Source organism: Halomonas sp. ATBC28, assembly GCF_005937175.1.
GTDB classification, from domain to species: Bacteria; Pseudomonadota; Gammaproteobacteria; order Pseudomonadales; family Halomonadaceae; genus Vreelandella; species Vreelandella titanicae.
This window is the reverse complement of the sequence record NZ_VCQL01000002.1, coordinates 186,557-199,250: the sequence shown is the minus strand read 5'-3', so window position 1 is coordinate 199,250 and position 12,694 is coordinate 186,557. Positions and strand designations below refer to the sequence as shown.

General features: G+C 56.0%; 12 protein-coding genes. 7 read left to right on the top strand and 5 right to left on the bottom strand.

What is annotated here, in order from left to right; genetic code table 11:
• Positions 1 to 20 precede the first annotated feature (20 nt).
• Both E0L35_RS02945 and E0L35_RS02940 read left to right on the top strand, forming a co-directional pair.
• Positions 21 to 1,217 carry a benzoate/H(+) symporter BenE family transporter gene (locus tag E0L35_RS02945; protein ID WP_138799536.1) on the top strand — a complete coding sequence of 399 codons (1,197 nt, stop codon included), beginning with the start codon at positions 21 to 23 and terminating at the stop codon, positions 1,215 to 1,217.
• 39 nt (positions 1,218 to 1,256) lie between these two features.
• Complete coding sequence (locus E0L35_RS02940; protein WP_138799535.1) at positions 1,257 to 2,060, top strand: universal stress protein; 804 nt, start codon at positions 1,257 to 1,259, stop codon at positions 2,058 to 2,060.
• Positions 2,061 to 2,078: 18 nt separating this feature from the next.
• On the opposite strand, the gene E0L35_RS02935 is transcribed toward E0L35_RS02940, so the two are convergent.
• Complete coding sequence (locus tag E0L35_RS02935; RefSeq protein ID WP_009286235.1) at positions 2,079 to 2,981, bottom strand: LysR family transcriptional regulator; 903 nt, start codon at positions 2,979 to 2,981, stop codon at positions 2,079 to 2,081.
• A 208-nt stretch (positions 2,982 to 3,189) separates the two neighbouring features.
• On the opposite strand from E0L35_RS02935, the gene E0L35_RS02930 reads away from it, so the two are divergent.
• Together E0L35_RS02930 and mscL are read left to right on the top strand one after the other, a co-directional pair.
• On the top strand, positions 3,190 to 3,633 hold the full coding sequence (locus E0L35_RS02930; RefSeq protein ID WP_138799534.1) for a universal stress protein: 444 nt from the start codon (positions 3,190 to 3,192) through the stop codon (positions 3,631 to 3,633).
• Between the two features lie 151 nt (positions 3,634 to 3,784).
• Positions 3,785 to 4,312, top strand: coding sequence for a large-conductance mechanosensitive channel protein MscL (gene mscL, locus E0L35_RS02925; RefSeq protein ID WP_138799533.1), 528 nt, complete (start codon positions 3,785 to 3,787; stop codon positions 4,310 to 4,312).
• A gap of 54 nt (positions 4,313 to 4,366) precedes the next feature.
• Here the strand turns inward: mscL and E0L35_RS02920 are convergent, their stop codons facing one another.
• Genes E0L35_RS02920 through hemC form a run of 4 tightly spaced genes read right to left on the bottom strand, consistent with a single transcriptional unit; the run spans position 4,367 to position 8,853 of the window.
• Positions 4,367 to 5,644, bottom strand: a complete 1,278-nt coding sequence (locus E0L35_RS02920) for a heme biosynthesis HemY N-terminal domain-containing protein (protein WP_138799532.1) — start codon at positions 5,642 to 5,644, stop codon at positions 4,367 to 4,369.
• The gene (locus E0L35_RS02915) at positions 5,641 to 7,119 is read right to left on the bottom strand and encodes a uroporphyrinogen-III C-methyltransferase (RefSeq protein ID WP_138799531.1); all 1,479 of its coding nucleotides are present in this window, start codon (positions 7,117 to 7,119) and stop codon (positions 5,641 to 5,643) included. The genes E0L35_RS02920 and E0L35_RS02915 overlap by 4 nt, the downstream gene beginning before the upstream one ends.
• Positions 7,120 to 7,132: 13 nt before the next feature.
• Entirely contained in the window at positions 7,133 to 7,912 is a 780-nt protein-coding gene (locus E0L35_RS02910) for a uroporphyrinogen-III synthase (protein ID WP_138799530.1), read from the bottom strand.
• On the bottom strand, positions 7,909 to 8,853 hold the full coding sequence (gene hemC / locus E0L35_RS02905) for a hydroxymethylbilane synthase (RefSeq protein WP_138799529.1): 945 nt from the start codon (positions 8,851 to 8,853) through the stop codon (positions 7,909 to 7,911). Before hemC ends, E0L35_RS02910 begins: the two co-directional genes overlap by 4 nt.
• Positions 8,854 to 8,989: 136 nt before the next feature.
• Here hemC and E0L35_RS02900 point away from each other — a divergent pair, with 136 nt between their 5' ends.
• The 3 genes from E0L35_RS02900 to E0L35_RS26555 all read left to right on the top strand — a co-directional run bounded on the left by E0L35_RS02900 (position 8,990) and on the right by E0L35_RS26555 (position 12,676).
• The gene (locus E0L35_RS02900) at positions 8,990 to 11,047 is read left to right on the top strand and encodes an EAL domain-containing protein (RefSeq protein WP_138799528.1); all 2,058 of its coding nucleotides are present in this window, start codon (positions 8,990 to 8,992) and stop codon (positions 11,045 to 11,047) included.
• A gap of 97 nt (positions 11,048 to 11,144) precedes the next feature.
• Positions 11,145 to 12,548: an argininosuccinate lyase gene (gene argH / locus E0L35_RS02895; protein WP_022521219.1), complete on the top strand. Its 1,404-nt coding sequence runs from the start codon at positions 11,145 to 11,147 to the stop codon at positions 12,546 to 12,548.
• Entirely contained in the window at positions 12,545 to 12,676 is a 132-nt protein-coding gene (locus tag E0L35_RS26555) for a lipoprotein (protein WP_022521220.1), read from the top strand. The genes argH and E0L35_RS26555 overlap by 4 nt, the downstream gene beginning before the upstream one ends.
• Positions 12,677 to 12,694 lie beyond the last annotated feature (18 nt).

Below are 12,694 nucleotides of genomic sequence, written 5' to 3'. Positions count from 1 at the left end.
GACACGGGGAAGTGTGTTGCATGCAATTTCACAAGCAATTGCAAAAGGATCTGTCGATTCCAGCAATCACTGCTGGCTTTGTAGCGGTGCTGGTCTCTTATTCTGGGCCACTCGCCATCTTTTTCCAGGCGGCTCAGAGCGCCGACATATCCAGCACCATGATGACGTCCTGGGTTTGGGCCATCTCAATCGGCGCAGCTGTCTCAGGTATTTTTTTAAGCCTGTGGTTAAAAGTGCCGGTAGTGACCGCTTGGTCGGCGCCGGGGACTGCGTTATTGGTAACACTGTTCCCGGGGTTGACGCTTAATGAAGCGGTGGGCGCCTACCTAACGGCCGCCGTGATCATTTTTCTGATCGGCGTTACGGGTTCTTTTGACCGTATCATCCGGCTGATACCGCCGGGCATAGCTAGCGCGATGATGGCAGGCATTCTTTTCCAGTTCGGGGTGGGAGTCTTCGTTTCATTGGAGAGCGTGCCAGCACTGGCCATTGGTATGTTTATCGCTTACCTGCTCTTTAAGCGGCTTACCCCTCGCTACAGCTTGGTGCTGCTGTTAATCGCTGGCATCACCTTGGCGGTCTTGTTAGAGGGCGCCAGCCTGCAGGGGGTGTCACTCCAGTTTGCCGAGCCCCAGTTTATCCGCCCCGAGTGGTCCTGGAATGCGACGCTGAGCCTGGCCATTCCCCTGGTACTGGTGAGTTTGACAGGCCAATTCTTGCCCGGCATGGCAATTATGCGCTCCTCAGGCTACTCCACCCCGGCCAGGCCAATCGTTATCGTGGCTAGTGTAACTTCCTTTTTTACCGCCTTTTTTGGCGGTATTACCACTGTAATTGCAGCGATTACAGCAGCAATCTGTACGAGTAAGGAGGCCCACGAAGATCGTGATAAGCGCTATGTTGCCGGGGTGGCAAACGGTGTTTTCTACCTGTTTGGCGCTATTTTTGCGGGCACTATTGTAGCGCTGTTTACCTCGCTGCCGGGGGAGTTTGTGGCAGTACTTGCAGGACTTGCGCTGATTGGTGCTATTACCAGCAATATTAGTGCTTTTGCGGCCGAAAAGAGCCACCTGGAAGCCTCTGTCATTACTTTCATTGCCACCGCATCGGGCGTTAGCTTTTTAGGCTTAGGTTCTGCCTTTTGGGGGGTGGTCGCTGGGTCGCTTGCCTATAACCTGCTGCATCGACGTTTTAGCTCGCTTAACCATAAAACCTAATAACAGTGATACTACTGAAGCGATAGTGGGAGTGTAACCATGGAAAAGATTGTTGTGGCGGTTGATGATAGTGAAAGTGCTTTGCATGCCCTGCAGTTCGGACAAACGTTTGCGGCCCAGCTGGGGGTAGAGGTAAGCGCTATCTCGGTGGTGCCGACGCAAGATGAGATCGGCCCACGGCGCACTAAACTGCAGGGGCGCTTGGCGTCGCAACATATCGAAGCAGTTGCTATCGACGTCGTTGCTCATGATAGCGCCAAGGCTTATCTGGGTGAACTCGCTAGTCGCGAGGATACCGGGCTATGTATGATGGCACATGGTCGACGCCCGGTACCGGAGATGCTGATCGGCAGCGTAACTGCAGGGGTTGTGCGAAGGGCTCAGCGTCCGGTTTACCTGTGTGGCCCCCGCTATGACAGTCGAGCCCACCAGCGGGTCGACGTATTAGCCGTTTGTGTTGATGGGTCTAAGCTATCCGAGCAAATTTTGCCCCATGCAGCAACTTTATCGAAGCGTTTGGGAGCTCGTTTGCAATTGTTGCAAGTGATAGATGCCTCTGCTGCCAGAAAATCAACAGCGTTAGGTCATACCGATGTGATGGAGTCAGCCTATCTAAACGTGCTGGCACGCCGTGTCGAAAGTGAGCAAAAACTGGAAGTAGACTGGGAGGTGCTTCATGGCGACCCCGCCGACTCTATCGTCAGTTATTTAGCGGGTAGCCATAATACGATGCTTGCCATGACCACCCATGGGCGTAGCGGCCTTTCGCAGGTGGTGGCGGGCAGTGTCAGCCACGAAGTGCTGCATGAAGCTTCTTGCCCTGTGGCTGTTCTGCGACCTTGAATCACTGGCTTGCTGCCATTATGGGTAGCGCCCAGAGCGGCGATTTTCAACGAGTACTTCTAAAATAGCATTGGCTTCCTGCATAAGCGGGGAGGGTTTTTCGCCCCGCCGACGGCTGCAGATAACGGGGGATGTAATTGATTTATCGGCCAATGGTACATAGCAAATACCATCGCGTTGGACACGCTTTACCTGCTCTGGAACCAGCGTAATGCCAATGCCGGAAGCGACAAGGCTAAGTGCCGTTTGAACCTCGTTGGCTTCCTGCACAACTTCGACCTTTAATCCTTGACGGCGGAAAATTCCCAATACCATATCGGCAAGGCTAGGACGTGGTTTTGCGGGAAAAAGGATTAGAGGGTAGCGAGCCAGCTCTTCGCAGCTAGGGGTTGTGCCCTCTAGCGGGTGACCGCTAGATAGAGCTGCAATTAATGGCTCGTCGAAGAGAATCTCCTGCTCGACGTCGGGGTCATCAATACGTAAACGCCCGAAGCCCATGTCGATGCGACCCGCTTTGAGCGCCTGAATTTGTTGTACTGTCGTAAGCTCTGCCAAGGAGAGCTCGACATTATCCATGCGGCGCAAATCACGCACGAGCATTGGGAGTTGCCCGTAAAAAACGGACGGTACAAAGCCAATGCCGAATAGTGCCCGCTTGCTACGCGCCATGTGTCGAGTGGCGTCGATGGTGACTTCCACTTTCTCTAAAATCTGCAGAGCGTGCTGCTGAAAAAAGACACCTGGCGGCGTCAAACGCAATCCTCTTGAGCTTCGTTCAAACAGTTCAGCTCCCACCTCTTGTTCTAATTGTTTGATTTGGCGGGAAAGAGGCGGTTGAGACATATGCAACCGTTCAGCCGCACAAGTAAAGTTAAGCTCTTCAGCGACAACGCAGAAGTACCTCAGGTGGCGTAGTTCCATGATACCTCCAAGGTATGAGCGGCTACTTAAACAATATTGGCTTTGTCATTCGCTTGTTAGCATGCTGGCGATGCTTTTCACGTATTGAGGCAACTTAAAAACCAGCCTAACCAAGCGCCATAACGCTACCAGCATTTAAACGTTTAAAAGCGAAATATCGACTACGACTTTAGTAAAGAACGCTAGAATAAAAGGAGGTAGGCCTGCCATGTATGCGCGTATTTTAGTTCCTGTCGACGGCTCTGAGAGCGCTAAACAAGCTTTGAAAGTAGCTTGCAAGCTGCTGGATAGAGAAGGCTCCACGCTCTACTTACTACATGTACCTGAAACGCTTGCCTATGCGACCACACTGGTATGGGGCATTGGTGCGATTGATGCTGGCACTACGCTTGCTGAACGCGAGAAGGTGGGTGAACAGCTATTGGCCCAGGCGGTGAGCTCCGCGCAGGCAGAGGGCGCTAAGCACATTGAAGAGTTGCTGACGGAAGGTGACCCAGCCCGCGCCATTATAGAGGCCGCCAATGCCAATAATGTCGATGCCATTGTGATGGGCAGCCGGGGACTAAGCGACTTGGCTGGTGTGGTGATTGGCAGTGTATCGCACAAAGTGAGCCATTCAGCCAAGTGTCCTGTGATTACGGTGAGCCAATAAAAAGCAGCGGCGATATCTGCCCGCACCTCTCCCGATACAGTTTTCAATCTGCAGAAATTTACTTGTCGCCTAACACACCCTAGCCCATGCTTTTAGCAAGACGCTATAACTCAGGGTATTGGCTAAAAACGAAACGTTAGGACGTTTGAAAATGGCAAAATTTTTCCAGGAATTTCGAGAGTTCGCGGTAAAAGGCAACGTCGTCGATATGGCGGTGGGGATCATTATCGGCGGGGCGTTTACGCTGATTGTGCAAAGCCTGGTGGCGGATGTGATGAATCCGCTGATTGGCTTGCTGGTGGGCGGGGTCGACTTTTCCAATCTGTTTGTGGTGTTACGCCAAGGGGTGGTGGGTGGCCCTTATGCGACGCTGGCGGATGCCCAGGCCGCCGGGGCGGTAACGCTAAACCTTGGGCTGTTTATTAATGCGGTGGTGAGCTTTACGATCGTCGCCTTTGTGGTCTTTCTATTGGTACGTACCATCAACCGTTTAAAGCGCGAAGAGGCGGTGGCACCTGCAAGTCCTACCGAGCAGCCTTGCCCTTACTGTTTGATGGTGGTGCCAATCAAAGCCACCCGCTGTGGCCACTGCACAGCAACGCTTTCTCAGCCAGTGGAGGCTGAAGCGCCGGTTGAAGCAGCACCTGCGCCACCACCAATGCCACCTGCCAAACCTTAGCCACTAAAAAGGGCGCCTATGAAGGCGCCCTTGAGCGTTATAGCAGAAGCGCCACTACGCTCTTTTTTTAATGGTTTTGCTCTCTTTTTGCTTACTGTCGGGCTTTTTGCTGTCGTTAGCATCGCTGGGTTGCGGCAGCGATGGCAGCGATTTGGCCAACATCTCAACACTGTGGCGGTAGTAGAGCTGACTCTTGTTATGCTCGCCCAGGCTTGCATAGAGGCGCGCTAGCTCAGCGCAGACTTCGCCATTGGGGCGCTGACGCTGGCTGGCTTCAAAGTACTCGAGTGCTTTCTGCCATTGGCCGATACGCAGCGAGAGGCGACCACAAGCGAGCAGCAGCTCTGGGTCGTTGGGGCGTTCCTGCAGCCACTTCTCGGCTTTAGCAAGTTGGCGTGCCGCATCTACGTTTAGCAGGCCGTAGCGTTTCACCAGCCGCGCGTCCCAGTGGTGATCCAGCGAATGGTTGAGCAAGCGCTCGGCAATTGGCTCTTCGTTGGCTTGAATCAGCGCTTCGCTGTATAGCACGATCAGTTCGGTGTTGCCGCGCAGGTAGTCGGGCATATCGGCCCAAAGGCCACGCACCCGCTCAATGTTGGTGGGGTTTTGCGCTTCAAACACGATAAGTTCGCGATAGGCTTTAAACTCAAGCTGTTCACGCTCTTGCTGGGTAATGAGTTTCTGCGCCGCCAAGCGTGGAATCAAACGCCTTAAGCCTTCCCAATCGTTGACGCTTAAGTGCACCTGCTTGAGTAGTTTGAGCACCTGCGGGTGGTTGGAGAGCTTCTTATCCAGGCGATTCAGAATCGCCAGCGCTTCTTCGGGCTGCTGACGCTCAATCATCATTTGCGCTTGCATCAGGCCAACGGCGGTATCGGCGCCGTCGGTGGTTAGCTGTGCCTGATTCAGGTGCTCCTGGGATTTCACGTGGTGGCCCTGGTAATGGGCCGCCAGCGCTGCGGATAGGTAGTTGACCAGCGGTGTGCTGGAGTCATCGGCGGCATTAACCAGGGTTTTTTCGGCCTTTTTCCAGCGCCCTTCGGTCAGTGCTACCAGACCACGCACGGTGCGCTGCATGGCGCGACGGTTACGGGCGCGGCTGTTCCAGCTACGAAAGCGCCCCATGGGGCGAATAATACCGCTGAGCAAACGCAGCACGAAGTGTAGGACGATAAAGGCGGCAAACAGCAGTACCAGACCAAACCAAAACGATGTTTGGATGGAGGAGTCGCCCACGCGGATCAGCCAGTAGCCGGGCACCGACATCATCAGATGCCCGAACAGGGCCCCGACGGCGAGGCCTGCGACAATGAGGAGAACAAGCTTTCTCATGAATCACCTCCGCTTTGGCCACGCGTCTCATAGCGGTTGTCGATAAAGCGTGCAAGTTCCTGCTGTGAAGCGCTGATGTCGGGCAGCTCGGGTTTTACCTCGGCTTCCTTGAGCTCTTGAAGGCGCGCAATAACGCTTTGGGTCTCTTCGCGAGTGGTGTCGTAGTAGTCGTTCAGCAGTTGCAGCGCTTTGTCGATACTCGCGTCATAAAGCTCTTTCTCTTCGTTGAGCAGGGCCAGCTGTGTCTGCTCCAGCACTAAGCGCAGGCTTTGGCGCAGGTAAGACTCTTGCTCCGGAGTAATCAGCGCTTCCAGCGCTTCATCGTGATGGCGAACCACCACCAGGTCTTTAAGCTCTTCACCGAAGCGCGCCAGCTGGCGCTGGAAAGTGCCGGTCGGCGGCTGTTCGATGCTGGAGGTTACCGCTTGCTCCTCAATTTCTTGAGAGAGTCGCAGAGAGGAGATACGTTCCTGCTGGGCATTGAGCGCTAGGTAGAGGCCGGTACGGTCAACCTGGGGCACGGCGTCCAGCGCGGCTAGCTCATTGGCAATGGCTTCGCGTACGGGCGTCAACGCTGGGTTATCAGCATCAACTAGGCGCGCATCGGCGGTACGCAGCAGTGCGGCCGCGCCGTCAACGTCGCCTTCCAGTTGCAAGCGCTGATTGGCCAGGCGTAGCAGGTAGGCAGCTTCGGCATGCAGCCACTCGCGCTCGTCGGTATCCTGCTCCTGAGAGAGCTGATCCAGCACTTGGCCTAGGGTCTCATCAACGTCGCTGCGGTAGCTGTCAAATTCATCACGCAGGTCGCCCAGAGTGCTCTGCAACGCTTCATCGCGCTCGGCTTCGCCGCTATCCAGGCGTGATTCAAGGTCGCTAACCGCCTGCTGTGAGGCGCTACCTTCAGCCTGTTGCGCCAGTTCGTCGAGGCGCTGCTGCTGATTATCCAGGCGTTGCCAACCTTGCCAAGCGACGAACGCTAGGGCAATCGCCAGAATAATCACCAGGGCAATTGCCAGGCCGCCACTTTTACCACCACCGCCGCTCTGGCCGCTACCGCTACCTTTGTGGCCGGTGGGCGGCGAGGTGCCCGCCGATGACTTGTCGCTGGTCGGCTTTGACGAGCCGGCGCTTGAAGATGGCGAACTAGAGGTCGACCCACTTGAGGAGGAAGAGCCTGGCTGAGCGGCACTCGGTGACGATGAGCCTGTGCTGCTGGGCGTCGAGGTATCTGCCGGTTTTGCCGCGCTGCTAGCAGCGGTTGAACTCGCAGTGGACGAGCCCTTTCCACGCCGCCGCGACCGACTATTTTTAGCACCACTCTGAGCAGGTGTTGTAGAGCTCGGCGGTGTGTTCGGCTTGCTGGGCTCAGTCGCGTCGGTCGTGGAAGCTGCTTTGTCGGTCGTTTTAGGGACGCCCTGAGAGGCATCGGAGGACGTTGGTTGTACATCGTCCTGATCGTTTACTTGTTTGCTCATGTGTCGCTAGCCCTTAGTAAGTTCCTTGATCGACATCGGCACCCTGTGGGTCGCAGGTCTCCAACGCCGCTATCAACGCAGCTGGCGTAGCTCCGGACGCCACCTTGGGGTCACAAAAACCCAGTATGCCAGCCAGTGTAGCCAAACGGCGACTGGAAACGATTAGCGGTTGGTTCAAGGCCGCCTGATTGCACCATTTTGCCAGATGTTCCAGCAGTTCGCTGCTGGTGACGATCAACGCCCGGTAATTACCTGAAAAAAGGCGCGTTTGCAGAGCGGGTTCAAGGGGGTGAAACGTGCGTCGATACACCGCTACGCGAGTCACCTGCGCCCCCCGCTCAGCAAGCGTTTCAGCGAGCAGCGGGCGGCCACCTTCTCCCGCCACCAGTAGAATACGCTGGTGCCCTAACTGTTGAAGCGAGGCAAGCGCAAGCAGTGCTTCGCTGGTATCTTCACCTGCACTGGGCGCAGGCACATGCACACGTACGCCCAACTGATCATAAAGCGTTGCCGCGGTGGCGCTGCCAACGCTGTAGTAGTCAATGCCAATGGGCAGCTGTGGCCAGAAGCGATCTAGCGCTTCACTCAAGCAAGTGGCCGCAAAGGGGCTGATGACTATTATCTTATGGTACTGATCAATATCCAGCCAGATACGCCGCATTTCAGGGGTTTCTGGTAAGACTTCGAGTTGCATCACGTTGAGTGATTCAACGCTCTCGCCCCGCTCGCGCAGAGCAGCAGCCAGTGCTTCACCGCGCTCGCCAGGGCGGCAGATCAGTACCGGTTGGCTCATATGGCGCGGCCGTAAACCTCAGCCAAAATATCGCCAGCGCCTTGGTCGAGCAGCTCTTCGGCAATGCGAATGCCCAGCGCTTCGGGCTCATGCATCGAACCACGGCCTTCGGCGCGCAGCACTTCGGTGCCCTCTGGGTTGCCCACTAAGCCGCGTAGCCAAAGGGTTTCATTTTCAATATCCAGCACCGCGTGGCCCGCAATAGGCACTTGGCAGCCGCCCTCTAAGCGCGTGTTCATGGCCCGTTCGGCGCGCACACGCGTCGCGGTATCCGCGTCATCCAGCGGGGCTAGCAAGGCAATCAGCTCGGGGTCATGCAGGCGGCACTCAATGCCTAGGGCTCCTTGGCCGCAGGCGGGCAGGCACACTTCCGGCGGCAGTGCCTGGGCAATCCGCTCACCCAAGCCCAACCGCTTAAGGCCTGAGGTCGCCAGGATGATGGCGTCAAATTCTCCCGCGTCTAATTTACCTAGCCGCGTTTGTACGTTGCCGCGCAAGTTGAGAATTTGCAGGTCGGGGCGGGCTTCACGCATCTGCAGGCCACGGCGTAAGCTGGCGGTGCCAATTCGTGCCCCTTCGGGAAGCTCATCAATGCTAGAGTAGTGGTTGGATACAAACGCATCGGTAGGGTCGGCCCCCTCTAGGATGACCGACAGGCCCAGCCCTTCGGGGAAGAGCATGGGTACATCTTTCATCGAGTGGACGGCAATATCGGCACGGCCATCGAGCATGGCGTCTTCCAGCTCTTTAACGAACAGCCCTTTACCGCCAATTTTTGAAAGCGGTGTATCGAGAATTTTGTCGCCCTTGGTAGACAGAGCCACAAGCTCGACCTCAAGGCCGCTGTGAGCCGCCATTAAGCGGTCACGAACGTACTCAGCCTGCCACATGGCCAGTTGGCTTTTACGCGTGGCAATGCGCAGTTTGGTGATTGATAGCACGTTATTCTCCCTATACCGCAGACACGGCGAGTCAAGCTATGATAAGTGTCATCATAAAGCACCGAGCGCCACAGTAAAAATAACGGAACTGATTATGCTCCCGTAACGTGCTTTATCCGTCCCCCTAGGAAATTGTATGTCCTCAGTGTTACCCCGCGGCCAGCTTGACCAGTTTTTCCTGCTTTCACGGGATCTGTTCTGCTGTATCGACTTTAAAGGCACGCTGCTGCAAGTCAATCCAGCCTTCGAGACGCTGCTGGGATATACCTCTGAACAGTTAATCGGGCGTTCCTGTGGTGTCGTCATTAACCCCCTTGACCACCCGGTGATCGAACGGGCGTTACAGCGAGTGCATCAAGGCGAAAAGGTCATTCCTTTTGAGGTGCGCGCTGTTTCCGCAACCGGCAAGCAGCACTGGTTAGAAATTTCGCCGTCGTTGGGGGAGGACGTGATTTACGTAATCGCCCGGGTGATTACGCGGCGTAAAGCTAGCGAACAACAGCTAAAATTATTGGAGCGTAGCGTTGAATCAAGCACCAATGGTGTTCTTATTGTCGATGCTCAGAGCAGCGATCTGCCTCTGGTTTACGTCAACGCTGCCTTTGAACGCATTACCGGCTATTCGCGCAACCAGGCACTGGGGCGTAACTGCCGTTTCCTACAGGGGGAAGAGACCGATCCCGCCACCGTCAAGCAGCTACAGGTAGGGATTGCCGAGCAGCGTGAAGTACACGTGGTCATCCGTAACTATCGGCATGACGGCACGGTTTTTTGGAACGACTTGCACATTTCACCTGTACGCGATGAGAACGGCCAAGTGACCCACTTTGTCGGCGTACAGAATGATATCTCTGAACAGCGCGAATATCAGGCTCAACTCGACCATAACGCCCATCACGACGCCTTGACCGGGCTGCCCAACCGCTTGTTACTTGGTCAGCGCTTGGAAGAGGGGGGCGTGATGGCGCGCCGCTACCATCGCTATATAGCCGTGCTGTTTATTGACCTGGACGATTTTAAGCCGATCAACGATACCTTGGGCCATGAAGTGGGCGACTTTATTCTGGTTGAAGTGGCCAGGCGGTTGGAGAATGAACTGCGCCCCTGGGACACCGTCGCGCGTTTTGGCAGCGATGAGTTTGTGGTGTTGTTGCCGGATCTAGCCCATCAGGACGATGTGATACAGGTGGTCGAGCGGGTTCTCCAGGGGCTTTCGCCGCCCTACTGGTACCGCGACAGCGAGCTGCGCATCACCGCCAGTATCGGGATTGCCATCAATGACGGCAGCATGGACAACCCCCGCCAGCTTATTCAGCAGGCGGATTTGGCAATGTATAAAGCCAAACGGCGCGGGCGCAATACCTACTACTGGTATACCGAAGACTTGAACCGCAAGGTGAGCGAACGGGTTAGCTTACGCAGCGCGCTACAGCAAGCCATTGAGCAGCAGCAGTTCGAGCTTCATTACCAGCCGCAGATTCACGCGCCAAGCGGTCGCGTGGTGGGGGTTGAAGCGCTGATCCGCTGGCAGCACCCTGAGCGCGGCAATATCCCACCATCTGATTTTATTAGCCTTGCCGAGGATACTAGTCAGATCATTCCCATTAGCGAGTGGGTGTTGGCTACTGCCTGTCGCGATGCCCAGCAGCTCAATGGCCTGGGGTTAGGCGAGATCACCATGGCGGTCAATATTTCGCCTATGCAGTTTCAACGCCCTGGCTTCCTCACCTCCATTGAGCAGGTGCTGGCGAGCAGCGGTCTAACGCCAGCGTTGTTAGAGCTGGAGCTTACCGAGGGGGTGCTGATGGATAGCGCCGAACAAGCAATCCAGGCGTTAAAGAATTTGCGAGCGCTGGGAGTCCTGATTGCACTAGACGATTTTGGCACCGGCTTCTCTAGCCTAAGCTATTTAAAGCGGCTGCCGATTAATCGCATCAAGATTGACCGATCCTTTGTGCGCGATGTGATTTCAGACCGCCACGATGCCGCTATTATCGACGGCGTGGTCGCCATGGCGGGGAAAATGGGGCTCGAAGTGTTGATAGAAGGCGTAGAAACGGCAGAGCAGTTTGGCTACCTGCAGCAGCGTCACTGTGACTACTATCAGGGCTACTACTTTGCCCGCCCCATGTCCCTAAGTGCCCTGCACGCGTTTCTCCACAAACCACCTGCCGTCGTAACGTCACGCTCTTAGCCGCCACAGAAATAAAAACGGCGTGCCGCTGACCGTGGTGACTCTGGTACACTTTCTGCTAACGACTCCATTGTTTTGTCAGCAGGATATATCTTCGATGAGCCAAGCCACGAATCAGTCTTGGGGCGGTCGCTTTAGCGAGCCCACCGATGCCTTTGTTGCACGCTTCACCGCGTCAGTTAATTTCGACCAGCGCCTGGCCCCCCAGGACATCCAGGGCTCCATCGCCCACGCCACTATGCTGGCTCGGGTAGGCGTGCTCACCGATGACGAGCGTGATGCGATTATTAATGGCCTGAACGAGATTCAGGGCGAAATCGAGCGCGGCGAGTTTAACTGGTCGGTGCCGCTGGAAGATGTGCATATGAACATCGAAGCGCGGCTGACCGAAAAGATCGGTATTACCGGCAAAAAACTCCACACCGGGCGCTCGCGCAACGACCAGGTCGCCACCGATATTCGCCTGTTTATGCGCGATGAGATCGATGTTATCGAAGTGGAGCTCAAGCGTCTGCGTGAAGGCATGATCGAACTGGCTGATCGTGAAGCCGAGACCATTATGCCCGGTTTTACCCACCTGCAAACCGCCCAGCCGGTCACCTTTGGCCACCATATTCTGGCTTGGCAAGAGATGCTGGCCCGGGATCACGAGCGCCTGCTGGACTGCCGCAAGCGCGTCAACGTAATGCCGCTGGGTGCTGCCGCCCTGGCTGGCACTACCTATCCCATCGACCGCCACGTGACAGCGGAACTATTAGGCTTTGACCGTCCAACAGAAAACTCTCTGGACGCGGTCTCAGATCGTGACTTCGCTATCGAATTCACCAGCTTCGCCAGCATCCTACTGATGCATCTTTCGCGCATGAGCGAAGAACTGGTGCTATGGACCAGCGCCCAGTTCAACTTTATCGACTTGCCCGACCGCTTCTGCACCGGCTCTTCAATCATGCCGCAGAAGAAAAACCCCGATGTGCCTGAGCTGGTGCGCGGCAAAACCGGCCGCGTGTACGGCCACCTGATGTCGCTGCTAACGCTGATGAAATCGCAGCCGCTGGCCTACAACAAAGACAATCAGGAAGATAAAGAGCCGCTGTTCGATGCAGTGGATACCGTGCGCGACTGCTTAAAAGCGTTTGCCGATATGGTGCCCGCCATTGAGCCCAAGAAAGCCAGCATGTATGAAGCGGCGCGGCGTGGTTTCTCTACCGCGACGGACTTGGCCGACTATCTGGTGCGTAAAGGCGTGGCCTTCCGCGATGCCCACGAAATCGTCGGGCAGTCGGTGGCGTATGGCCTTAAAAGCGAAAAAGACCTGTCTGAGATGAGCCTGGATGAGCTCAAACAGTTCTCCGATACCATCGAGCAGGATGTGTTCGAGGTGTTGACCCTGGAAGGCTCGGTAGCCGCCCGGAACCATATTGGTGGCACAGCACCCAACCAGGTGCGGGCAGCTGCCCAGCGAGCGCGTGAGGCGCTGAGTGCGCTCAAGGCGGGCGCATGAAAACGCTGGCAATCATGGCCCTTTCGGCGCTGCTGTTAACCGCGGTTGTCGGCTGTGGGCAAAAAGGGCCGCTTTATCTGCCGGAAGATGCACCCGCTGACGAGCAATCTGCCCAGGCGTCTGAATAGATAGCTGCAGGCCCAGGA

What these genes read in the sequence shown, in the direction of transcription:
- E0L35_RS02915 (WP_138799531.1), bottom strand. Translation starts at nt 7,119, where the DNA reads ATGAGCAAACAAGTAAACGATCAGGACGATGTACAACCAACGTCCTCC.
- E0L35_RS02920 (WP_138799532.1), bottom strand. Translation starts at nt 5,644, where the DNA reads ATGAGAAAGCTTGTTCTCCTCATTGTCGCAGGCCTCGCCGTCGGGGCC.
- E0L35_RS02900 (WP_138799528.1), top strand. Translation starts at nt 8,990, where the DNA reads ATGTCCTCAGTGTTACCCCGCGGCCAGCTTGACCAGTTTTTCCTGCTT.
- E0L35_RS02945 (WP_138799536.1), top strand. Translation starts at nt 21, where the DNA reads ATGCAATTTCACAAGCAATTGCAAAAGGATCTGTCGATTCCAGCAATC.
- E0L35_RS02935 (WP_009286235.1), bottom strand. Translation starts at nt 2,981, where the DNA reads ATGGAACTACGCCACCTGAGGTACTTCTGCGTTGTCGCTGAAGAGCTT.
- E0L35_RS02910 (WP_138799530.1), bottom strand. Translation starts at nt 7,912, where the DNA reads ATGAGCCAACCGGTACTGATCTGCCGCCCTGGCGAGCGCGGTGAAGCA.
- argH (WP_022521219.1), top strand. Translation starts at nt 11,145, where the DNA reads ATGAGCCAAGCCACGAATCAGTCTTGGGGCGGTCGCTTTAGCGAGCCC.
- E0L35_RS26555 (WP_022521220.1), top strand. Translation starts at nt 12,545, where the DNA reads ATGAAAACGCTGGCAATCATGGCCCTTTCGGCGCTGCTGTTAACCGCG.
- E0L35_RS02930 (WP_138799534.1), top strand. Translation starts at nt 3,190, where the DNA reads ATGTATGCGCGTATTTTAGTTCCTGTCGACGGCTCTGAGAGCGCTAAA.
- mscL (WP_138799533.1), top strand. Translation starts at nt 3,785, where the DNA reads ATGGCAAAATTTTTCCAGGAATTTCGAGAGTTCGCGGTAAAAGGCAAC.
- E0L35_RS02940 (WP_138799535.1), top strand. Translation starts at nt 1,257, where the DNA reads ATGGAAAAGATTGTTGTGGCGGTTGATGATAGTGAAAGTGCTTTGCAT.